This window comes from Myxacorys sp. (genome assembly GCF_059501405.1).
In genome coordinates, this window is sequence record NZ_JCACCM010000116.1 from 70,330 (window position 1) to 92,126 (window position 21,797).

16 protein-coding genes and 1 pseudogene are annotated in these 21,797 nt (G+C 49.6%); 9 read left to right on the forward strand and 8 right to left on the reverse strand.

Going from position 1 to position 21,797, the window contains the following annotated elements; genetic code table 11:
- Positions 1–70: 70 nt before the first annotated feature.
- Together AC5I6P_RS15280 and AC5I6P_RS15285 are read left to right on the forward strand one after the other, a co-directional pair.
- Positions 71–342, forward strand: a pseudogene (locus tag AC5I6P_RS15280) (IS1 family transposase); the annotation flags it as partial.
- Complete coding sequence (locus tag AC5I6P_RS15285) at positions 245–487, forward strand: hypothetical protein (protein ID WP_495694635.1); 243 nt, start codon at positions 245–247, stop codon at positions 485–487. The pseudogene AC5I6P_RS15280 and the gene AC5I6P_RS15285, both read left to right, overlap by 98 nt.
- Before the next feature lie 347 nt (positions 488–834).
- Here AC5I6P_RS15285 and AC5I6P_RS15290 read toward each other — a convergent pair whose 3' ends face one another.
- The 4 genes from AC5I6P_RS15290 to AC5I6P_RS15305 form a co-directional block, all read right to left on the reverse strand.
- On the reverse strand, positions 835–2,682 hold the full coding sequence (locus AC5I6P_RS15290) for an iron uptake porin (RefSeq protein WP_495694636.1): 1,848 nt from the start codon (positions 2,680–2,682) through the stop codon (positions 835–837).
- A 529-nt stretch (positions 2,683–3,211) separates the two neighbouring features.
- The gene (locus AC5I6P_RS15295; RefSeq protein WP_495694637.1) at positions 3,212–4,837 is read right to left on the reverse strand and encodes a nickel/cobalt transporter; all 1,626 of its coding nucleotides are present in this window, start codon (positions 4,835–4,837) and stop codon (positions 3,212–3,214) included.
- The gene (locus AC5I6P_RS15300; protein WP_495694638.1) at positions 4,834–6,225 is read right to left on the reverse strand and encodes a tetratricopeptide repeat protein; all 1,392 of its coding nucleotides are present in this window, start codon (positions 6,223–6,225) and stop codon (positions 4,834–4,836) included. Before AC5I6P_RS15300 ends, AC5I6P_RS15295 begins: the two co-directional genes overlap by 4 nt.
- A 5-nt stretch (positions 6,226–6,230) precedes the next feature.
- Positions 6,231–7,496: a DUF4331 domain-containing protein gene (locus tag AC5I6P_RS15305; RefSeq protein WP_495694639.1), complete on the reverse strand. Its 1,266-nt coding sequence runs from the start codon at positions 7,494–7,496 to the stop codon at positions 6,231–6,233.
- Positions 7,497–7,972: 476 nt separating this feature from the next.
- On the opposite strand from AC5I6P_RS15305, the gene AC5I6P_RS15310 reads away from it, so the two are divergent.
- The 3 genes from AC5I6P_RS15310 to AC5I6P_RS15320 all read left to right on the forward strand — a co-directional run bounded on the left by AC5I6P_RS15310 (position 7,973) and on the right by AC5I6P_RS15320 (position 13,287).
- The gene (locus AC5I6P_RS15310; protein ID WP_495694640.1) at positions 7,973–10,039 is read left to right on the forward strand and encodes a secretin GspD/PilQ domain-containing protein; all 2,067 of its coding nucleotides are present in this window, start codon (positions 7,973–7,975) and stop codon (positions 10,037–10,039) included.
- Between the two features lie 845 nt (positions 10,040–10,884).
- The gene (locus AC5I6P_RS15315; RefSeq protein ID WP_495694641.1) at positions 10,885–12,168 is read left to right on the forward strand and encodes an S-layer homology domain-containing protein; all 1,284 of its coding nucleotides are present in this window, start codon (positions 10,885–10,887) and stop codon (positions 12,166–12,168) included.
- A 204-nt stretch (positions 12,169–12,372) separates the two neighbouring features.
- The gene (locus AC5I6P_RS15320; protein WP_495694642.1) at positions 12,373–13,287 is read left to right on the forward strand and encodes a hypothetical protein; all 915 of its coding nucleotides are present in this window, start codon (positions 12,373–12,375) and stop codon (positions 13,285–13,287) included.
- On the opposite strand, the gene AC5I6P_RS15325 is transcribed toward AC5I6P_RS15320, so the two are convergent.
- Positions 13,253–13,426 (reverse strand): hypothetical protein, encoded by a 174-nt coding sequence (locus AC5I6P_RS15325; protein ID WP_495694643.1) that lies wholly within the window; start codon positions 13,424–13,426, stop codon positions 13,253–13,255. The two genes, AC5I6P_RS15320 and AC5I6P_RS15325, sit on opposite strands and share 35 nt — an antisense overlap.
- Positions 13,427–13,462: 36 nt before the next feature.
- Here AC5I6P_RS15325 and AC5I6P_RS15330 point away from each other — a divergent pair, with 36 nt between their 5' ends.
- Entirely contained in the window at positions 13,463–14,401 is a 939-nt protein-coding gene (locus AC5I6P_RS15330) for an ROK family protein (RefSeq protein WP_495694644.1), read from the forward strand.
- A 121-nt stretch (positions 14,402–14,522) separates the two neighbouring features.
- On the opposite strand, the gene pyrG is transcribed toward AC5I6P_RS15330, so the two are convergent.
- The gene (pyrG, locus tag AC5I6P_RS15335; protein WP_495694645.1) at positions 14,523–16,193 is read right to left on the reverse strand and encodes a CTP synthase; all 1,671 of its coding nucleotides are present in this window, start codon (positions 16,191–16,193) and stop codon (positions 14,523–14,525) included.
- 158 nt (positions 16,194–16,351) lie between these two features.
- Between pyrG and AC5I6P_RS15340 the strand changes: the two genes are divergently transcribed.
- Positions 16,352–16,753, forward strand: a complete 402-nt coding sequence (locus AC5I6P_RS15340) for an FHA domain-containing protein (protein WP_495694646.1) — start codon at positions 16,352–16,354, stop codon at positions 16,751–16,753.
- A gap of 617 nt (positions 16,754–17,370) precedes the next feature.
- On the forward strand, positions 17,371–19,146 hold the full coding sequence (locus AC5I6P_RS15345) for an N-acetylmuramoyl-L-alanine amidase family protein (RefSeq protein ID WP_495694647.1): 1,776 nt from the start codon (positions 17,371–17,373) through the stop codon (positions 19,144–19,146).
- A 15-nt stretch (positions 19,147–19,161) separates the two neighbouring features.
- Here AC5I6P_RS15345 and AC5I6P_RS15350 read toward each other — a convergent pair whose 3' ends face one another.
- Both AC5I6P_RS15350 and AC5I6P_RS15355 read right to left on the reverse strand, forming a co-directional pair.
- Entirely contained in the window at positions 19,162–20,199 is a 1,038-nt protein-coding gene (locus tag AC5I6P_RS15350; RefSeq protein WP_495694648.1) for a tetratricopeptide repeat protein, read from the reverse strand.
- Positions 20,200–20,214: 15 nt separating this feature from the next.
- Complete coding sequence (locus tag AC5I6P_RS15355) at positions 20,215–20,910, reverse strand: RNA polymerase sigma factor (RefSeq protein ID WP_495694649.1); 696 nt, start codon at positions 20,908–20,910, stop codon at positions 20,215–20,217.
- A 373-nt stretch (positions 20,911–21,283) separates the two neighbouring features.
- Between AC5I6P_RS15355 and AC5I6P_RS15360 the strand changes: the two genes are divergently transcribed.
- Positions 21,284–21,772 carry a VOC family protein gene (locus AC5I6P_RS15360; RefSeq protein WP_495694650.1) on the forward strand — a complete coding sequence of 163 codons (489 nt, stop codon included), beginning with the start codon at positions 21,284–21,286 and terminating at the stop codon, positions 21,770–21,772.
- Positions 21,773–21,797 lie beyond the last annotated feature (25 nt).

The following is a 21,797-nucleotide window of genomic DNA, read 5'->3' on the forward strand; positions in this document are numbered from 1 at the left end:
AAGAAAAATCGCTGTAACCTTTGCACAGTAGAACTTTCAACCACTTCTCTCGTTATTACCCGACAAGTCCATTCCCGATGCGGATCAGATTGTCAGTCAGACCTACATGACCCGAGCAGAAGGTGAAAATCCTCAGCTAGGGCATGATCTAGCGCGATTGCATCGCAAAACCTTGTGTTATTCCAAGTCCGAAGAAAGGCTGAGACACGCCATTCGCTTGCTATTCACTATCTCAAATTCTCGCATGTTCCTGTCCCTGCTTCATTCATCCCGCTATTCAGCAACGTCGGAATATCTTCCAGGGGTTGCTCGTTGGTTGCTTCACTGTTGCGATCTCGGTGAGACATTTGATTTTCTCACTTGGTTTGAATTTGCACCGGAGCACACCACGACTTTTGATGAATTACTGCTGCGGATGCGCACAAGCAAAGAGTGGGAGTATGTGGAGCACGAAGTCGAGGTTTGCCGTCAGGCAACAGGGCAATAACCTGATGCTCCCTTAACTGGAATAGGACAACAACAAGCGATCGCATGATTGAACTTAAAACCGATGATGGGATTCGGGCCGTTGAACAAGGCGAGATGAACCTTGAGCGGCATCGAAGCAATGAATATGATTCGCAAAGGGCAAGTGAATTGGATTGATAAAGGAAACGAGATTGAGTATAGATCGTTTATCGCTATAAACAATTCGCTGCACAACCACAGACTTTATGCAAAGGAAATTGTCAAACCCTTGCATAAAGCCAAGCGAAATCAGTAGTTAGACTTATCCCCTCACTCTACTAGCTTTTGCTTCCTAGCTCTAAGTTGGCACAAAGAGGTAGAAGGAAATTAGAAGGTGAAAGTGGTTCTCAGCGTACCGATCAGAACATTATCATTTCTATTATCTTGACCAGGATTGACGATATAGATCACGCCTGGTGTAACCGAAATGTTGTCGTTCAGTTGGTACTTGTAGAAGCCTTCAAAGTGGAGTGGAACGCTATTTCTGACAGCATCACCCAGGTATGGCTCAGCACCTGCGATAAAGCCAAGCAGGTTGCCCTTCTTACCAAAATCAGGAAGCGCAAGACCCGCGCCGTAAGTCCAAATGTCTTGTGAACCGCGACCGTCTCCAATGAAGTTAGCGTTGACATAAGAACCAAAGCCGTTGAGTACCAAATTTCGGCTCAGTCTAAACGAAACTTCCGCGCCGTAAGCATTGACGTTTGCTGGAGCAATGCCGCCTGCTCCGTTGATGCCTTGATTGGCAAGTAACGTTCCTAATAGACCCGTACCGCCACTTCCCGCGTCAAAAATTGCAGAGCGACGGTAAGCATTCATGTAGGTCAGACCAACGCTCAAGGCTTCACTTGGCTTGAAATTTACCTGAGCCAACGCAGAATAGCTGCCATTGAACAAACCGTTCTTGTCTGTAGGACTGTTAGCACCCGGAGAAACAACACTCGTTGCACCAGAGTTATCTGCCAAATACCCTGCGCTGATGGTGAAAGCAGGAGTCGGTTGGAAGTTCACACCAATACCAGAACCGCCACCAATGAAGTAAATCGGGTTGCGCTCAGCAAACAACGAGAGCGGGCCTGTCGCACCTGTACCCGAATCGAGAGCAGGGTTGCTGGTCGGCGCGTAGTCGGAGTGAAGTCCTCCGATGGCTGGAATGTAAAATCTCGCCTTGTCGCTGAGATTGAAGGAGTAAGACACCCGATCGATATTCACCTGGTTGTTGCCTGTACTCCGAAAGTTGAAGGTCTGAAGACCCTCAGCGTTTGTGCCACCGGGTTGGGTGGGGTTCGTCAGCGTAAACGCATCGGCATTTCCAGCCGTTAGACGAGTAACCAAAAGGTCTGAACCCGTGAAGCTGGTGTTGAGCGCCAGACGAATTCTATTTTGGAGAACGGTGTTGTTTCCGCCCGTTTCATCAACCCCAAATTCATCTGTCACGGCAAAGACTGCTTCACCCGCTAACTTGGTTGTGGTGGAAAACTGTTGCTTCTCTAGCGTCGTCGTCCGAGCTTCTAGGGAATCGACGCGACCGCGTAAGGTTGCTAGTTCAGCTGCAAATTCTTCTTGTAGTTTCTGCAGGGTTGCGAGGTCTTCCTTTTTCACCAGGTCAGCCGTTGATGCTGCAATCAGTTCATTCACGCGATCGAGACACGCATTCAACCCTGCCGCAAACTCATAACGAGTTAGGGCACGATTGCCTCGGTACGTCCGGTCAGGATAACCTGCAATACAGCCGTAGCGCTCGACAAGCGATTGCAGAGCTTGGAACGCCCAATCGGTGGGACGAACGTCAGAAAGCTGAGAAACAGAAGTGACTTGTCCGGCGGCAGTGGCGTCGATCTGATTAATCGAGGTCGTGTCAGAACTGGGTGCAGCAGCGGGCGTTTCTACAGAAACCTGCGCGACTTGAAGAGGTGTAGCAACCTTCAGTTGAGGTTGCAGTTGAGGTTGCACCATTGCAGCAGGTGCGATTTCAGCAGGAGCAGTTTTAACAGGCGCAATTTCAGCAGATAGAGCAGATGCTGAAATATTTGACTGCTTCTCAGTCACGATCGCAGAAGCTTGCTGAGCAGTTCCTGCGAAGCTGCGCTCTGCACTCATCGCAGCAGAAGCAGCCAAGGTTACACCTAGAACAACCGGACTAACTAGCAATGAGTTCAGTAACACTTTTAACATTTGGGGTTTCCTCACACTTACACACACTTGACACACTTGAAAGCTGCTGCACAACCACAGAGTGTTTATCTGTTTAACTTTTACTCAGTTTTGCTGAAACAAGAAAGCACTCTTGTGGCAGAGTAAAATCTGGCTATATCTCTGAAAATCTGCCCTAAATAAGCAGTGCCATTTAACACAGCATTAAGTTCTTAGTTCAGAACAATGCTCCATTTTTTGAAGAAAGTCGAGTTCTAGCGAGCCGCACTCACAATTTCTAGCCCGGAGCATTGCTGCAACTACATGCCTAGCTTGAGCCAGAAGAGCCTTTCAGTCTGCCACATGCTTACTTCAAAGGAGACTATGATGCAGAGAGCAGTGATTAAAAAGATTAGGCTATAGCGTTTCATAATTTTCCTCAAACAGTAATTCATTGAAATGCTGATCTTGAAAGCTCAAGTCTGGTGATTGCTATTACAAACATGTGGTATTTCATTAGAACTTAGTGTTGAAACTAGTCTCAACACGCTAATGCTCACAATGCTAATGCTCACAATGTATGAGTGAACAACGCCTTCGTTGTAATACCTAGACCAATTAGAGTAATCAACAAGGCGCTTGCGGCTGGAAACAATTTGCTGTTAGGCAACTTGAGCGGAAGTTGCTCAAACCAGTCCCTGGCGTAGACCAATATCAATCCAATCCCGGTGAGTACGCCCGCTAGACCTAGGCTGAAAGCAGACACGAGCGCGAGTCCAAAGCCAATCCGACCTAGCGCGATCGCGCTCAGCAACACTACTAATGCTGAGGGACAAGGCAATATTCCTCCTGAAATTCCTAAAGCTAGAATGCTAGACCAAGTAATGGCAGAACCATCAGCACCGGGCGGCAGGTGGGAATGCGCCTTGTGCCCATGAGTATGAATATGTTCACTATGATCATGGGTGTGATGAGCAGGATGACTGTGTTCACCATGATGGCTATGCTCACCGTGATCATGGGTGTGATGAGCGTGATGAGTGGCTACGTGTTCATGATGGTGATGGACAGGGCTAAGCTCACCGTGGGAATAGGCAAGGTTGGTGTAGCCCTGTCTCCACGTCCAGTTCCGAAAGAGTTGAGAACCACGTAAATGATTCATCAATAGGTTCAGCCCGATTCCCGTCATCAGCACGCCAGAAAGTCCGCTCAGCCAAGGGTACAGTTGCTCCGTCAAAATGAACCGAGACGTGCCAAGCATCAACAGTCCCAGTGCAAAGATGCCTGCGGTATGGGTCAGCGTTACGGTTAGCCCCAGCAAAAGGGCATGTTGAGCTTTACCACGAGACCCCACCAAATAAGCACCGACTATAGTTTTGCCATGTCCTGGCGATAGAGCGTGCAGCCCACCCCAGACAAAGGCGATCGCTAACGCTACCAGAACTGTGAAAACATTATGTTCTTCTAACGTGATCAACCGGGTGAACGCATCATTGCTTCTGCCCGCTAAAGCTTGATCGGAGCGATCAGATGGTGTCGGCATTGGTGCAATCGGTTGAGCGAAGGATAATGGATTGATCTCAAACGAAGTTTGGCGCTGATTTAGGGGACTACTGAGGAGATCGGTGGGGTAATCTGTCAAGCGATTTGTGATGCTCGAAGCTGTGACATTGCCCTGGAGAGAAACACCTTCTGCGGCTGTTACCGTAATCTCACGCCAGCCTAAGCGCTGCGGGTAGAAATTATCTTCAAACTCAACCCGTTGAGTCGTGCTGACCGCAGTTGCCGATCCAATCGCGCCCTGAAAACCGCAGGTAAGGCGCAGAGTCGCTAATCCTCCGACCCCAGGAGGAAACTCAACGATCGTACTGTTGAGCGAAAGCGCCAAAGGCTGCTGGTTGACCTGCAACGCCAAATGAGATTGAACCTCATGACATTTATCAGCCGGGTAGTTAACCGTCTCAGCAGAGTCAGCTTTGCGGTTGTGATTGGTATCGATTTGATTGATTTCTTGAAAAGCTGGAATTTCAGCCATATCTAGAACATAATCGATCGCTACTTCATCTTGCGCGACTTGTACTCCTGCATAGTGATTGATGGTGAAATTGCCGAGGGGATGGGCATCCGCGACAGGCATCCATAGAAACACCGCCGCGATCGCGGCGATCCAGGTTGAGCAAGGCAGCAGGGTTCTCATAACAGATTTCTCAGAATCAAGGGTGAGTGGGAGTTCGCTTGCTGAGCATCACCATGAGTTGTCAGGTCAGCCAAAACCTGGTGAGCCTCTGTGGCGTATTTGTGATGAAACTGAGGATTCAGACTCAAGGCTTGCTGAAGATGTTGGGTTGCTCCAACGCGATCGCCGCAATGCAGCGCAATCATACCGGCATGAAACTGCAACAGGGGGTCTTCTGTGCCATAACGGGTTGCCTGTTGCGCGGCTTGTTGAGCAATTTGCCATTGCCCATTAGCCGCTGCCGCCCATGCCAACGTATCTTCAGCATAAATGTCATCTCGCACAGATACCTCCCGCTGAGCAATGTCTAACGCCTCTGGTAAATGGATGTTGTGTTCAATGTAGTAGACCGCCAAAGCGCGATCGTAAATTCCTTGAACCCGACTTAGGTGTGCTACGACATCGATCAATGCTTCCGTTGCTGTTGCGCCCTGTGGATCGCCCAATGTACGTTGAGCGTCCGCTTTGTAGCCCAAGGTTTCAACCAAAGGCAACCGTTCTAGCCCCTGGTTTGCCGCTTCTAAAGACATTTGCCAGCGATGCTGCGCCGCGTATAGACGAGCCAACCCCGTAAACGCCGCAATATCCTCTGGAAACAGATCAAGCGCTTCCCGATATCGCCGCTCTGCTAGAGACAGATCGCCAGACAGAAAGGCTAGATCGCCAGACCGCACATGAAACCAGGCGCGGGTTTCTGCTGGGTTCGTGTAGAACGCATCCATCTGCTGCATGGTTGAATCCATCAGTTGCCGTGCTGCCGCCAAGCTGTGGGTTAGCTCCAGGTAACGAGCAGCAACAGCGCTATGACCTGATTCTGACTCGTCGGTTAGGGTCTGCAATAGCTGCTGAGCAGCGTTATAGTCGCCCAGTTCCATTTGAATGGAGGCTTTTAGCGAGACAAGGTTGGCGTTGTTAGGAGCAAGTTGCTCAGCGCTAATCGCGACTTGCAACGCTTCCCTAAATCGGTGCTGCGATAGCAACGCTGAAGCCAGCAGCATCGAAGCGGCTACATTTTGGCGCGGTTGGATTGCCAGCGATCGCCGCGCCGCTTGTTCGGCTCGCAACAGATCGTCTACATCTGCCCGTTCACGAAAGCGCCTCAGATATTGAGCCGCCAGCAACCGTAGGAGCAGAAAAGAGTCAGGAGACTGACGCACTTGCTCCTCATAGGTGCTGATGATCTCAGAACGCTGGAGGTAGTCCGGGAAGACTTGTTCTGAAGCTTCTACCTCCGGTTGAATAGCCGGAAGTAGTTCCTTGCCAGTCCCTAACGCCAGCATAGAAGGCTGTCCTAGTAGTAAAAGCAGGCTGACTAGTACCACTAACAGCCTCAGCGATCGTCGAGCCATATTGCCTAAAGAGGATTACCGAGATAGGGGAACGTAGGTAGGAAGTTGGCAGGATTAGGACCAACATTGTCACTCGTCAGGCTAGGAATTGCACCTTCAGTAATGTTGGTAACTGCACTGCCGAAGACAACAGAAGCAGTGACATCAATCACGTCATCTGTTGGTCTTCTGCCACCGAAGTTTCCAGCTAACTGAGTGCCAAAGTAGGAACCGCCTTGCTTAGAAAGGTCAGCTTGAATCACATCGGGGATCGCGACTGAGATGACAGCATCAGCAATTCCTTGGGGTCGCCCGATCGTTTGAACAAAGGAGCGAATGAAGTTGGATTGATTGGGAGCATCTTCTGTCGGAGTCTTGATATTGCTCTCATTGTGAGCGTTAAAGTCCATAAAGAGCTCATTCAGGGCTGGAACCGCTAACCGCTCAATTTGAACAAAGGCTCCAGTTCTGCGTCTCGGGTCGGCAACGCTGGTCGTCATCCAAACCCCAATCTTGCCAGTGCCCAGTTGTTCTCTAGGTAGCTCGATCACGATCGAGTGGACGTTAAAGGGAGCTAGCGTATCTTGTGCTTCACCAGGAGGCCGGAAGGACGTAACCGTTAGGGGCGGGCTTGGATTCGGCTGCATCAGGTAGTTGCGGTCTGGAAGAATTTTGAAGAACTGCTCCAAATCGAAAAAGAAGGGGTCTTTCCGCGTTCCCACGAAGACGGTAGAACCTCCAGGACCTGCGAATACCTCGTTGATCCGACCCTGACGTCTAGCACCAAGCAATGTTGAGACGGTTCCAATTCGTTCTGGGCGATCGGGTCCAAACACCGAGACGGTTTGATTGGGTCCTCGATCGTTCACCTTGACTTGGATCACCCGGTCTTCAATCCCGTCACCCGTATTATCAATTTTGAACTGGTAGAGAACACTGGGGTCGAAGGGTCTGTTCTCGCCCCGAGCGATCAACGGATCAAAATTCATCGACAGAACCACCTTGCTCGGATCTGGACTTTCAAATACGAATAGGTCGGTCAGATCGGCGGCGGTTCGTTGAGTCGCTAAAAAGGTCGTGTCTTGGTGATCAGAGGCTCTAGCTGGAAGCGCGGCATAGAGAACAACGGTTAGCAAGACGACAACAGAAATTCCAGCTGTCCTGAGCCAAGGTCTAATACCCTGCTGAAATAGCTGCTTGATAGGAGAAAGCACTTGCTCGACACACCTTCTAATGAAACTTCTACCTATATTCAGTAGGGCGTGAGCAACGCTCTGAACACTAATTCTCATGATTCCTTCCTTGCGGTTTTTCGTCCTAATCGGGGGCTTTGAACTAGTAGGTTGGATCTACTTCTTCAAAAAAAGACTGGGGCTGCTTCAAGTCAAGCCCAGTTTGTAGGGTTTACTGCTCAATCACAAAAATGGCGATCGCGGTTTGCGAATACCTAGCCATGTTGACTTTTGAAAACTGTTGATCATTGATCGCTCATCTTCAACCGCTTCACTGGTTTAGGGACTCCGCATGGCTGAGTGAAAACACTCATGTAGATAATACGGAGATGGATCTAGATCGGATTCCTGAAGACGCAAAATAAAAAGCTAAAGCCCAGATCGTGTCTTTAGGGCTGCTTTGTGGTTTAGTTTTATCGTGCTAAATTCTACAAGGCTTACAGCTTTCAACTAGCTCAAATCGCGCAGTTTGCTATTTGTTGGTAGAACGGTCAAGCATGTCTGAAAACAGAGTTTATCGATAGAGCTACAAAAAGATGCATCGTTCAATTGGCCAAGCGTTAATGGGAGTTAGCGCTTTTGTAGCGTTGACACAGGCTACTGTGGCGACTGAGACTAGAACAGCAATTACAGGGATTCAGCTTCAAGCCGCTGAAACGGGCCTAGAAGTCACGTTTGAGATTCAAGGTGATCCTCAGCTTCAGCGATCGAGTGTGAGCCGTGAGAATACTCTCACCATGAATTTCGTGAATACGCAGCTTCGTCTGCCCCAAGGCAATGCGTTGCGTCAAGAGAATCCCACGCCTGAAATTGCTTCAATCGTTGTGGCTCAATTTGAGCCAAATCATGTTTCAGTCATTGTTAACGGTACGACTGCTTTACCCGTTGAGCGAGTTGTTCGGCAGGATAGTAAAAGCGTTACTTTAGGCTTTGCATCTAAGTTAAAGCAACAGGCTTTGTCAAAGCGACAGGCTGTTGTGTCAAGTCCTAATAAGGCTCCCGATCGCACCGTTGGGCAGTCTCCCCAAGGCGCGATCGCAAGTCCTCCTAATGCCTCAACACCGTCTGCCACTCCCAGCATTCAATCATCCTCTGCGAGTCCTGTTACGCCATCCGGAGCGCCATCCGACGCTGCTCCGTTGCCTTCCACGCCTCAAGAAACAGCTTCTCTGGAAGTAGACGCTAATTTCTCAGATGTCTACCTGGATAATGCTCAAACTCAACTCATGAGAACCTATCAGCTTAATCAGGTAAAAGCAACTTCTGATTCGGTTGTCACTCAAAACCTAACAAGTTTGGCCGAAACTGGGGGAACCGTCAGTGGCTCTAGTACGGGTAGCAGTTTCGGCACAAACTCAGGCGTGTTCAATGGATATGATGTCAGAGCGTCCGCCGCAACTGCACAAACCTCGATTAAACGGGCAACAACAACTGCAGAAAACGTTCGATATCAAGGAGCAAAAGAATTTTTAGAACTGTTTGGAGCGAATGGTGGCGTAACCACTAAACCAACAAGTACGTTTAATCCTGCTCCAACAAGTACGTTTAATCCTGCTCCAACAAGTACGTTTAATTCTGCTGCTAGCCAGTTTCCAGGCTCTCCATCTTCAACTGGTTTTCCTCAAACTGTGCAGCCCGATTTCTCTAGGTCACCCTCCAAAGCTAGCTCTAGCCTACTGAGTGGATTAGAGGTCATCGCCGAACCTCGCACCAATACACTGACGTTAATCGGCTCTCGACGCTTAGTTGAGATTGCCACGCTGAAGCTAAAGCAGCTAGATGTGTTGACAAAGCAAGTTGCAATCAATATCAAAATCATTGATGTTGATCTCATCAAAGGGAGTAGCTCTAATGCAGATTTGCAGTATCAAGCCAGTAAAACGATTGGTTTGGGGTTTGATACCGCAGGCTCGTTCTTTGCCAACATCGGCAGAACGGCTACGGGCGCGGGTGCGGCTGTCCCCCTAGCTCGCAACTTTTTACTGAACTTGCTCGCTTCAATTCAAAATCAGTCCGCGAAGATTTTGACGAATCCCACGCTAGTTGTACAGGAAGGAAGTTCAGCGCAAGTTAATCTGACTCAGGAAATCTTTTCAGGATTTGAAACGATTGAAGATACTCGATTTCTGGGTACCACGGGTACGGTCACGCCACTGAGACGCCGTCCCATTATTCGACCCGCAGGTGTCATTGTAAACGTCACTGTCGATCGCATTGATCCACAGGGATATGTGACGCTCAATATCTCGCCCGAAATTAGTGCTCCTTCGGGTGCTGTTTTTGAAGATCAAGGCTCGCAAGCTAGGCTGCTGCTACAACGCCGTCTAGAAACGGGTCGCATCCGATTGCAAGATGCCCAGACTTTAATTCTGACAGGCATCATTCAAGATCAAATCCAGTCAAATGTGACAAAGGTGCCTATCTTGGGGGATATTCCCTTGCTGGGTCGGTTATTTCAACGCCGCACGACAGCTAAAGAGCGCCGGGAAGTTGTCATCTTGGTGACACCGGAGATTCTAAAGGATGGCAGTCCTTCACCCTTTGGCGTCAACTACAAGCCTAGCTCCGAAATTCAAAAGCTTCTGAAACAGCAAGATCGGTAGTGTTCTGATGAGTTAGCTTCGCATCTCTGAAGGGTGCGCGATTTGGAAGAGAGGATGGCAGAGCGAGGAGTAAAAGTAGCATCCTCGAAACTTTACAACGCCAAATCGCTAAAAAGCCAAGCCTAATCGGCTTCGATGACGTTGAACATTCTTTCGGGAGCAGCTGAAGCATTGATGCGATCGCGCGATCGTATTCAAAATCTTTTGACTGGATCATAAGGATCACAAGATAGGAACGAAGAAGCACAAGGTGGGAACAAGGAAACGAGTGATGTAACAAAGGATCGAGAAATGAGATGAAGCGATCGTACTCCTGTAGCGGAAAAAACATTTGCATCAATTCCCGTCCAATTAGATGCCGGCAACGTAATGTTGAACCAATGGGGCCTGTCGCTCAAGACGATGGAGGTGTTACAGAATGATTGTGCTGGATACCCACATTAGATTCTGTGGGTGGATAGTGATGCTCAGCACAAACCCTAATTTCAAAGCGCGAAACATTTCGCTCAAAGTAGAGAATCTGCGGTAAAAAAGGTTGGAGTGTCAAATTAGACATTACCCCTTAGACCTTTCACTTATGCCCTTGGCACCTAAATCACCTCCCTCCACGAATAAAAAGTCCTGGGAACAAAGCCACACAACCTCAGTCGGATTACCAAGTGGTTAATCAACATGCCATTGAAACCGAACGATAAAGTCGAACAAAATTTATAGTTAGATCCCTACTTCTACTGAGCTGGCGAGCATTGCTCAAAACGACCTTTTGCGATTGGCGTTGCCAAGCTCCAAAAGATCGCAAAATACGTATGGCTCATACTCTCTCAATACTTTACGGAGTCTTTTCCATGTCTAACGTTCGTCATCTGTCATCAAGTGCGCTACTGCTGGTACTGGGTATGACCGCAAGCACCGTTGTACCGATGGTCACCTCGGCTCCAGCCTCCGCCGCCAATTTCACCGATGCCCGCTCTCACTGGGCTAGACCCTTCATCGAAACGCTGGCTGAAAAACAGATTATCGCTGGCTTTCCCGATGGCACGTTCAAACCCGATGCTCCAGTCACCCGCGCCCAGTTTGCCGCGATCGTCAAAAACGCCTTTACCGGCAACCAAGTCCGCGTTGCACGTGGATTTGGCGATGTTCCCGCTAAATACTGGGCAACTTCAGCGATCAACAAAGCCTACGAGACAGGTTTCATGAGCGGTTATCCGGGCGGCACCTTTAAACCAGAACAGCAAATTCCAAAAGTACAGGTGCTCGTCTCGCTGTCGAGCGGCTTAAACTACACGCCTAAAGGCGTCGCGACAACAACCCTGGCTGCCTTTAGAGATAGTGGGGAAATTCCTGACTATGCTAAAACTGGCGTTGCGGCTGCGGCAGAACGCAATGTAGTCGTCAACTACCCCAATGTCAGCTTCCTCAATCCCAACGAAACTGCAACTCGTGCTGATGTCGCGGCTTATATTCATCAGGCATTGGTCAATCAAGGAAAACTCTCGCCGATCGCCACAAGCGAAGGTGCCAACACCTACATTGCCAAAATAACCGCGACACCCGCAACGGGCAGCACCCCAACTCCGACGACTTCTCCAGTCTCCACCGATCCTCGCTATAAAGTGGCTCAAGGAACGGCTGTTAACATTCGCTATCTCGGTTCCAACAAAATTGTGGTCACTCCTGGCGAAACCATCAACAACCTTAACTTGCGGGTTGTAGATGACATTAAAAATGCTCAAGGTGCGGTTGTCATTCCGAGAGACAGCGAGATTGTGGGTCAACTGATTCCGGTCAGCAGCAACTCTCAGGTTTTGGGAACCCAGTTTATTGCTCAACAAGTCACCATTGGCACTCGCTCCTATCCCTTGAGTGCGCGATCGCAAGTAGTCAACGGGCAACGGGTAGACCAAAACACCAATCCTGGAACGCTAAAAGATGCTGTTACCTCGGCGGCAACCAACGCGGCACTAGCCGTCCTTTTGGGACAAAAAGTGGATGTGGGTAGCATTCTTACAGGTGCAACAGGTGGGCAGGCTACTAATCCGACTCAGACGCCTGATAATTTGATTGTGATTAATCCTTCAACTGATCTACGGCTCACCCTAAGTTCCGATTTTTACGCCACTCCTTAACTGGATTAGGCTCATAGATCCTATTGTTGCGCTAATTGCAATCTCAAGACCGCAATTAGCGCAAAGCCTAACTCCAGAAGGCAAATACATTGCAAGCTTGATTGCTCATGGCTGATTCAGCTTGCAATCTGTTAACAATTTCTCGTCAGTCCGTATTAGCTAAACGATTCTATGTATCTCTAGAATATAGTTTCTGGAGTGGATATGAAACGGTTCTCTGTTTGCGGTTCTGAAGTTTCGCGTTGTGCTAATCGCTGTAGCGTTAGCATTCGTGCTTCTGTGTTTTTTGTGACCGGATTGCTACTTACGGTTCAGGCTGCATCTGCAACCCCGCGCCTCAATGCTGTAGGAGATTACGTCGATGCGCCGCCTCGCCAAGCGGGAGCGGGCTACCAGAAGTGGAGAGTGGTAGACGCAGATCCCAAAGGATTAAACTGTCGCATGGCGTCGGAGTTTCGCCCCGTTGCTTTGGATGGTGCGAATGCACCGACTGCTTTGTATGAGAACAATCGGCACAACATTTCTCAGTGGTCGGTTGTTTTTTCGTTTGCCAAGGGGCAGGAATTGAGGGCTGTCACTGGAAACTGGGGGGCTCAACAGATCATGCTGCGCGATCGCGACGGGAATTCCTGGTTAGGAGTGCACACGAATGCACAACGTGGTGACTGTTTTGTGCGAGCAAATCGTCGATTTGTTGAGCCAATCGTTTCGGGTGCTGCAAGTTTGAAGCCTGGAAACTATTTTGCTCAGGGGAGTATGTTTGCGCGATCGCGGCGGGCGGTGGCCGCTCGGAGCGGACGGACATGTCTCATGAGTGTGGACGGTCCCCCGACGCCCTATCAAGGCAATCTCGCCATTACAGTCAGTAGTCTATCGGTTCGCGATGGCAAGCTTTATCGGGATTCAACTAATGAGGCGCTAGACGTTGGGCAAGGTGGAACGTCGTTTAATGAGAGCAGCCGAGGAGGACAATGGCAGCTTCAAGGGGAGACATCTTGGAAGAATGCGCCCACTCAGGAGAGCCAAGCGATCGAGGAATGTCTTGCAAGTCGGCAGCCTTATGTCCGCAAGATGCAGGGTCAGTTTATTCCGGGGCAACCCTTTCCCAAATCACGGTAGTACGGCAATAGCTTAGGAATTCTCGTTGCACTGACCAAATCTGTGGATCTGCTGCGATCGCGGCTAATTTTGCCAAGCGATCGCCCTCCTCGAAACGCGATCGCAGCAGTATACTGAGGGCAATCCGATGAGCCACCATCGGCGATCGCGAGAATGAATACCAACAGTCTTAAACATGGGATCACCTTCCTCTCCTTACCAAGTCTTAGGCATCGATTTAGGAGGAACGGCGATTAAGCTAGGACGCTTTACCCAAGACGGAACCTGTCTACAATCGCTGATCGTTGCGACGCCACAACCCGCGACTCCAGAAGCTGTATTAGCCGTATTGGTAGATGCGATCGCGCAACTTGATCCTGACGCTGGCGCGATCGCCATTGGTGTCGGAATGCCTGGGCCTGCGGATGCTTCCGGTCGCATTGCCAGAGTTGCGATTAATCTGCCCGGTTGGATCGACGTTCCGCTCTCCGACTGGCTTGAAGAGAAGACCGGGCGACCCACTGCGATCGCAAACGATGCCAACTGTGCCGCCCTTGGAGAAGCTTGGCTCGGCGCAGGGCGATCGTATCAAAATATGATTCTGCTAACGCTCGGAACAGGTGTCGGCGGCGGAATTATTCTCAATGGTGAACTCTTTGTCGGGCACGATGGTGCAGCAGGCGAACTAGGATTAATCACCGTAAATCCTGACGGTGAAACCTGCAACAGTGGCAATCGCGGTTCATTAGAGCAACATGTTTCAGCGTCCGCCATTCGGCGGCGTACCGGACAAGAACCAGAGGAACTCAGTCGTTTAGCAGAAGCAGGCGATCCGACAGCCTTGGAATTTTGGAAGACCTATGGGCGCGATTTAGGTGTTGGGTTGACGAGCTTAATTTATGTATTGACACCCGAAGCGATCGTACTGGGCGGCGGGGTAAGCGGCAGCGCCCAGTTTTTCTTTCCGTCAGCTTGGGCAGAAATCGAACAGCGCGTGCATCCGAGTTCTCGATGGGGGTTGAAATTGATTCGGGCAGAATTAGGAAATCGAGCAGGAATGGTGGGAGCCGCGAAACTCGCAATTAGCGCAGAGCGCAACTCTGTAGGAACCGCGAAAATGAAGCATGAAGGATGAGGCATGAAACAACATGTATGACTTCATCTCTTGCTGGTACAGCTTGCCGTCAGCAATGCTAATGCTTCACCTTCCCTGGCGAAGCGCTACCACAGGCGTTCCTCTCTCATCCCTCATCCTTTTATCCCGCCGTAAACGCCTGAAACAACGCCTTCGGTTCCTCCGCCGTCGATGATGCTGCTGAAACATGGGTTTCGCTCTGCACCAGCGCCGCTTGCATCAATCCCTTAAACAGCGGATGAGGTCTACTGGGGCGCGACTGAAATTCTGGGTGAAACTGAGTTGCGACAAAAAATGGATGATTGGGTAGTTCGATAATTTCCACCAATCGCCCATCGGGAGAAGTTCCGCTTACCACGTAACCCGATTCTGAGAACAAATTGCGATAGGCATTGTTGAACTCATAGCGGTGACGATGCCGCTCGTAGATGACTTCATCTTGGTAGAGGCGAAACGCTTGCGTGTTGGGAGTTAGACGGCATGGGTACAGCCCTAAGCGCATCGTGCCACCGAGATCCACCACATCCTGCTGCTCCGGCAGAAGGTTGATCACTGGATTAAGTGCATCGGGCACAAACTCAGCGCTGTGTGCCTGGTCTAGGTGGGCGATATTGCGTGCCCATTCGATCACCGAACACTGCATCCCCAGACACAAGCCCAAGAACGGGATTTGGTTAAGCCTTGAGTATTCGATCGCGGCAATCTTACCATCTACCCCTCGAATGCCAAATCCACCCGGCACAACAATGCCGTTGACGCCCTGCAACAGTTCGTCTGCTCCCTGTTCTTCAATATCTTCAGAACTGACCCAGCGAAGTTTTAAGGCGCTTCCGGTCGCGATCGCACCATGCCTTAGCGCTTCTACGACTGACAAATACGCATCCGAAAGGCGCACATATTTTCCAACGATCGCAATCTCTACTTGCTGTGTCGATTGATACAGCCGCTCCACTAGAGTCTGCCATTGGCTCAAATCGGGCTGACGCTGCTCCATGTGAAGCAGATCGATGGCTTGAGTCGCGAGTCCTTCTTTCTCCATAATCAGTGGCACTTCGTAGATGCTGCGGGCATCTTGTGCCGTGATCACACACTGAGTTGGCACGTCACAGAACTCAGACATCTTTTCTTTGAGTCCAGCAGGCAAGGCGCGATCGCTGCGGCATACGAGAAGGTCGGGCTGAATCCCAATCGATCGCAATTCTTTAACGGAGTGCTGCGTTGGTTTCGTCTTCATTTCACCTGCTGACGGAATCCAGGGCACGAGCGTCACATGCATGTACAGCACATTTTGCCGCCCCACTTCTTTGCGAAACTGACGAATTGCCTCCAAAAACGGCAGCGATTCGATATCCCCTACCGTGCCGCCAATCTCCGTAATCACAATATCTGGATTTGTGTTTTTGGCGACTCTTAAAATCCGCTCTTTAATCTCATTGGTGATATGTGGAATGACTTGTACTGTGCCGCCGTTGTAGTCGCCCCGCCGCTCCTTATTGATCACTGCCTGATAAATCGATCCTGTAGTCACGCTATTGAGCCGAGACATCGCCGTATCGGTAAATCGCTCATAGTGGCCCAGATCGAGGTCGGTCTCTGACCCATCTTCCGTGACAAATACTTCCCCATGCTGAAACGGACTCATCGTTCCAGGGTCAACATTGATGTAGGGATCAAGTTTAAGAATTGACACTGAATAGTTTCGTGATTTAAGCAATCGTCCTAGACTGGATGCCACGATCCCTTTGCCGATGCTAGAAACTACACCGCCTGTAACAAACACAAACTTAGTCATAAGACCCTGGAGACGCTTGGGTAGGAATATATCCGGTCTATTCTGACATAGTTAGGCGAAAGCTGTGGGCAATTTGGCTATCCTGTGTACCCTTAAGAAATGCGCCTAAGGGTTGATCTGGTGTTAAAAAATACAATAGGCAAGCGGCGAGCGGCGGTATGACTTTAGAACCTCAATTTATCCATCGGCTCTTGGTAAACGACGATCGCGGTCGGCGGGAGTTTACCCTAACGGAATCCATGTATCTAATTGGGCGGGATTCAAGATGCGACATTTGCCTATTTTCACAGTTTGTTTCTCGTCGTCATGCCACCATCATTCAGCTTCCTAGAGAAGATGGAAGTTACTTTTATCGAATTGTAGATGGCACGCTGAAGGGACGTTCGAGTGCCAACGGCCTGCTAATTGGCGGACGGAAACTAAAATCTCACGAATTGCAAAGTTCGGATGAAATTGTGTTTGGTCCAGAAGTGAAGGCGACCTATTACCAACTTAATTTTGAGGGCGGCTTAGTCAGCGATCTTAGCGTAAGAGATACGGTCATTCCAGATCATCTGTAAAATTACACCTAGATATTTATTTGTTCAATTCAATACTAACCAACTAAGCGTTTTTAGCGAGGGTGAGTAGTAGGATACTTGGTGGAGTGCGATCCTTTGGTGCTTGGCAGAGCCAATCGCGCCTCAGGGGGTGACAACGAGCCTGTAATCACTGCCACAGCCCAGTTACAGCCGTTCTGCTCCCGATAAAAAGTGGTATTGCTTTTGCCATTCATAGAACATTTGCCCTAATCCAGGGATGACAGAATGCTTAATCCAAGCGGCAGCTTCTATCCTTTCATAGTAATAAAATCAGATTCTTTTTGCTGCTCAATGCCTAGATCTCTTTCTGCACAAACGCTTCAAGGTCGTTGTCACCCCCTGAACAATCGCGCTCTATCAAACGGTACAATCCAGCGTAGGATGAACAACACAGATTATTAATTTGCTAAAAAATGGGCAAATAGAACTCAGTCTCATAAGGCTGAGTTAGGACACTGCTGCCTTTGGGTCTGGTAAGTACATCGCCATGGTTCAGCTTCAACAGCGTTACTTCAACGGCTTTATTACTTCAACGGCTTTATTGTAAAACTGTCTTACTCTCGTGTTACTTTATCTCTACTTCGTTGCGTTTTGGCATGAAAAGAGTTTTAGGTTCTGTGTTGTTGGCGATCGCAATGACTGTGATCATCGTGACTTCGGCGGGAGCAAATCAGTCGCTCAACATTGTTTATCCACCCAAGGATCATCAGACGACAGCGAAGCAAATCTTTCTGATTGGAACGGCTCCGATCAAGGGCGAGGTTTCGGTCAATGGTAAGGTGATTTCTCGCAGTCAAGCGGGGCATTTTGCGCCGAGTTTTCCGCTCGTGCTAGGAGACAACCCGTTTACTGTGCGCTACGGAGAGCAAGCCGTTGAGCTAAAAGTGACGCGCACTTCAACAGAGCCGCCTGCACCTCAAGGGGCAACATTTGGTCAAGATTCTCTAACGCCTGCTGTGGATATCACTCGAGCGCCCGGAGAACTGATTTGCTTTAGCGCGATCGCACCTCCCAATGCGTTAGTTTCGGTCAAACTGCGCGATCGCATCATTCCGCTTCAGCGTCAAACGGCGATCGCAAATCTCCCGGCTAACTCTGGCGTTCTCACTGGATTAACCCAACCGACGACGACCAAAGATTCCGGGCAGTATGCAGGCTGTACGACGGCCCAGACCGCAGGCGAGTTGGGTCAACCGCAGTATCTTCTCAATCTGAATGGAGCAAGTTTTGCCCAAGCTGCTCCTGGAAAGATCACCATTCTTGCGCCCACACAGCTAGACATTGTAGAGGTGACGGCAGACCCAGGAACAGCACGAACGGGAGCAAGCACCGATTATTCGCGCCTTACCCCGCTACCCAAGGGAACTCGCGCCACTGTAACGGGTCGAGAGGGAGAGTGGCTACGGTTAGACTATGGCGGCTGGATCAAAGCGAGTGAGACGAAAGCTGTCCCTAGCTCGGTTCCGGTTAAGTCGCTCATCCGGGGCATTACGTCGCGGGTCGTTGGAGCCTGGACAGAAGTTCTATTCCCGCTTCAAACCGCGGTTCCGGTATCCGTTCAGCAGGAAGATAAAGTCTTTAATCTCACGCTTTACAACACAACAGCGCAAACTGATACGATTCGATTAGCGAATGAGCCGGTGATTACTAGATTAGACTGGCAACAAGCAGAGCCAAATAAAGTCGATTATCGTATTCGCTTAAAACCCAATCAACAGTGGGGATATAAACTTCGTTACCAAGGAACAACGCTAATTCTGTCGCTAAAGCATCCACCGCCGCAGCGCCGAGCGAATGTTCGCAGCACGTCTGCGCTCAAAGGCATCAAGATTGTGCTTGACCCTGGACATGGCGGCCCCGAAGATCAAGGGTCGAGAGGCCCAACGGGCTACCCAGAAAAAGATGTAACCCTGTTGACGAGTCAGTTATTACGTCAAGAACTGGTGAAACGAGGAGCAACGGTCGTCATGACTCGCACCGCCGATGTTGACTTAGATTTGCCGCCGCGTTTAGCCACGATCGCGAAAGTAGAACCCGCGATCGCGCTCAGTCTTCACTACAATGCGCTCCCAGATGATGGCGATGCGATTAGAACTAAAGGGGTTTCGGCGTTCTGGTATCAAACTCAATCGCAAAGTTTGGCAGAATTCTTGCACAACTATTTGGTCAAGACCCTTAACCGTCCATCTTATGGCGTGTTCTGGAACAATCTAGCGCTGACCCGTCCAACCGTAACGCCATCGGTGCTGCTGGAGTTAGGATTTATGATCAATCCTGATGAGTTTGAGTGGATTCGCGATCGCAAGGAGCAAGAAAAGCTAGCGATCGCGTTGGCAGATGGGGTCACTGAATGGTTTATGCAAACTCAATAGGCGGCAACGGTTCCTCTAACGCAAAAACTTTCGAGAATTCAGCGCTCCAATTTGTGTAATTAAGAACTCTCGATCTTCTGTTGCATTCAGCGATCGCGCAATCTCTAACGCTTGCTCATAGTAGTTTTTTGCGCCCAGCATGTCGCCTTTCTGACGGTGATATTGCGCGATCGCTTTGAGAGACGTTAGCACCTGCATCGAATCATTGTCTGTGCTGGCGAGTGCCAATCGTTCGTTGAGGGCAGCCGTTAAATTAGAATCCTGCCCTAGTCCTCGATAGGAGGCAATCATCCCATCTAATGCTCGAAACTGAGTGGGACGATTTGAGCCTTGCTGCCCTAAGAACAAGGCTTGACGATGGGCAATGTAAGCCGCGCGGTAATCTGCGATTGCTTGGTAAGCATCCCCTAAATTACTCAGCGTATTCGCTTCCCCGATCAGATCTTTGGACTGCCCGCGAAATGTTCTCGCTTGCTCTAGCTGCCCAATCGCCTGTTGATACTGACCTTGCAGATAAGACACCAAGCCAAGATTGCTTAACGAGATGCCTTGTCCGACGGTGTGCCGAATCTGCTGAGAAACGTTCAGCGCTTCCGCAAACGTCTTCTGGGCTTCGAGCAGGCTGCGACGCTGTAGCAAAATCGTGCCAATGTTGTTCAGAGCGTAGATTTGACCTTGGACATCTTGGTTGTCCCGCGCGATCGCCAGTCTGCGCCGAAAGGCATCATCCGCGTTGGCTAACTGTCCGACCCTGGCATAGGTATAGCCCAATAGGTCATAGACGCGCCCTTGAGCCTCTACATCTCCAATCCGATGATAGAGTGCGATCGCCCGTTGCCAGGATGCGATCGCACTGTTCGCCTGGCCAATTTGTTGCTGTTGAGTGCCGAGTTGCACCTCGCGATCGGCTTCACTTTGGAGGGTTCTTTGCGCTCCCTTGGAATCTGAATTCAGTTGTTGAGTCAGATCGGCTGCCCGGCTCGGAAGCCCGATTGCACCTGCTAAAACAGAAGCGGAAACCAGTCCCACTGCAAATCGAGCCATCCTTGCCATAGTCAACCTCCACCATTAGAAAAATTCGAGTTCTTTTAAGCTGTCTTCCAGCGCATTCGACCCATTGAATGGTCGATCAAACTGCACGGGTTCTTGCTTAGAGTGCCCACACATGTAAATCTCTCTAATGTCATCCGGTAGATTGTTTTCCAACAGGCGATAGCCTTCCTGCAAATGTCTCTTTACCTCTTCTGGTGGAACGTCCTCTCCTTCGGCTTGTAGGTAAGCCGAAATCCGAGTTTCGCTCCAGTGAAATGTCTGCGCCATCAGTACCATCAGTCGGGTCGCGGCAGGCAGTTGAGCCAAGGCGCGATCAAGATAACACCAGAACGGCGGAGATGCCGCTTTTAAGTTGTAATGAATTTCTTCAACTGGAGGCAGTTCCGCATCATTGATTCCAGAGGCCGTCACAGCCAACAGCCAGCCCTGAAATGTGCCTCCACCATCACTAAAGGCACGGAGATCAACGCCGACTAATTCGTGAAATACATGCCGCCAAATCAGTGCGAACAAGTAATCTGCTTGAACAGGTGATTTAGCCGCGTGCTGAATCAATGTATACACCATTGGGCTGTAGCGGCAGAACAAGGCTACAAAGTATTGCCCAGCGTCAGGATAACGCTGATATAGCGTTAAAAGCTCTTGGTCGTTGTAGTGAAATAGGGACTTAATGATCGGATGATCAGCTTCTGGAAAGGTTGGAATGGGCACAGCTTTATCTCAGAAGAACTAGGAAATGTCACTTACTATATAACAGTGACTTTTGGCAAATGGCTCAAGTTTCTTGACCAAGATAAAGAAATAGAGACATACAGCGGGAGAAAGTGAGGAATGAGAGGGATCTGAGCCTTGCTTTTAAGTTTTTTAGCCGCTTCAGTTTCCTCACTTTATAAACTTTCTTATCTTTTTGAAGACTCTGCCTGCTTCAATGCTCTACCCTCCAAATCTTACGGATCTGCTTTTTCCCCCTTGTTAGAATGAAGTAGCTTCGCAATACTAGTAGCTAAGCTGTAGATCCGTTTGTAAGCCTCTCGCGCCAGTAACTTAATTTATGATGGACACTTTATTTTCTACGCAAGGCATCATGGTTATGCTCCTTGGTGCGTACGCCGTTGCGATGTGGATGTTTCTGACCAGTGCGCCTAAAGTTCACACAGTTATGGTGTCAGACGTAGAAGGGGCACGGGACTTTTATGAAGGCATGTTGAGTCTGCCAGTTGCTGAGATTCCGCTTCACTATTACTACAACTATGAGCAATCTCTAGGAACGGCTGGAATTGACCCAATGTATCTTTCTAGCAGCATAGGTAGCACAACGGCTCGTGGAAATGGTAACGATGGACTGTGGTATCAGCTCAAGAAAAATACTCAACTTCACGTGATTTCGGGCGCGAGTTTGGGTGAAAAAGAGCGCGATCGCCATGTTTGCTTCGATCGCGATTGTCTCGATCAAATTCTGCTAAGAGTTCAAACGCGCGGCTTGAAGCATAAAATTCGCCGCGAGAAACCACTTAATTTTCTAGTTAAAGACTATGCGGGACGGGTAATTGAGCTTGCAGAAGTTGCCAACTAAAAACTCTGTTGATAACCATTATTTA

Coding starts and splice junctions, on each gene's coding strand:
- AC5I6P_RS15310 (WP_495694640.1), top strand. CDS start 7,973: ATGCATCGTTCAATTGGCCAAGCGTTAATGGGAGTTAGCGCTTTTGTA.
- AC5I6P_RS15300 (WP_495694638.1), bottom strand. CDS start 6,225: ATGGCTCGACGATCGCTGAGGCTGTTAGTGGTACTAGTCAGCCTGCTT.
- AC5I6P_RS15340 (WP_495694646.1), top strand. CDS start 16,352: ATGACTTTAGAACCTCAATTTATCCATCGGCTCTTGGTAAACGACGAT.
- AC5I6P_RS15345 (WP_495694647.1), top strand. CDS start 17,371: ATGAAAAGAGTTTTAGGTTCTGTGTTGTTGGCGATCGCAATGACTGTG.
- AC5I6P_RS15360 (WP_495694650.1), top strand. CDS start 21,284: ATGGTTATGCTCCTTGGTGCGTACGCCGTTGCGATGTGGATGTTTCTG.
- pyrG (WP_495694645.1), bottom strand. CDS start 16,193: ATGACTAAGTTTGTGTTTGTTACAGGCGGTGTAGTTTCTAGCATCGGC.
- AC5I6P_RS15290 (WP_495694636.1), bottom strand. CDS start 2,682: ATGTTAAAAGTGTTACTGAACTCATTGCTAGTTAGTCCGGTTGTTCTA.
- AC5I6P_RS15325 (WP_495694643.1), bottom strand. CDS start 13,426: ATGGTGGCTCATCGGATTGCCCTCAGTATACTGCTGCGATCGCGTTTC.
- AC5I6P_RS15285 (WP_495694635.1), top strand. CDS start 245: ATGTTCCTGTCCCTGCTTCATTCATCCCGCTATTCAGCAACGTCGGAA.
- AC5I6P_RS15305 (WP_495694639.1), bottom strand. CDS start 7,496: ATGAGAATTAGTGTTCAGAGCGTTGCTCACGCCCTACTGAATATAGGT.
- AC5I6P_RS15295 (WP_495694637.1), bottom strand. CDS start 4,837: ATGAGAACCCTGCTGCCTTGCTCAACCTGGATCGCCGCGATCGCGGCG.
- AC5I6P_RS15320 (WP_495694642.1), top strand. CDS start 12,373: ATGAAACGGTTCTCTGTTTGCGGTTCTGAAGTTTCGCGTTGTGCTAAT.
- AC5I6P_RS15350 (WP_495694648.1), bottom strand. CDS start 20,199: ATGGCAAGGATGGCTCGATTTGCAGTGGGACTGGTTTCCGCTTCTGTT.
- AC5I6P_RS15315 (WP_495694641.1), top strand. CDS start 10,885: ATGTCTAACGTTCGTCATCTGTCATCAAGTGCGCTACTGCTGGTACTG.
- AC5I6P_RS15330 (WP_495694644.1), top strand. CDS start 13,463: ATGGGATCACCTTCCTCTCCTTACCAAGTCTTAGGCATCGATTTAGGA.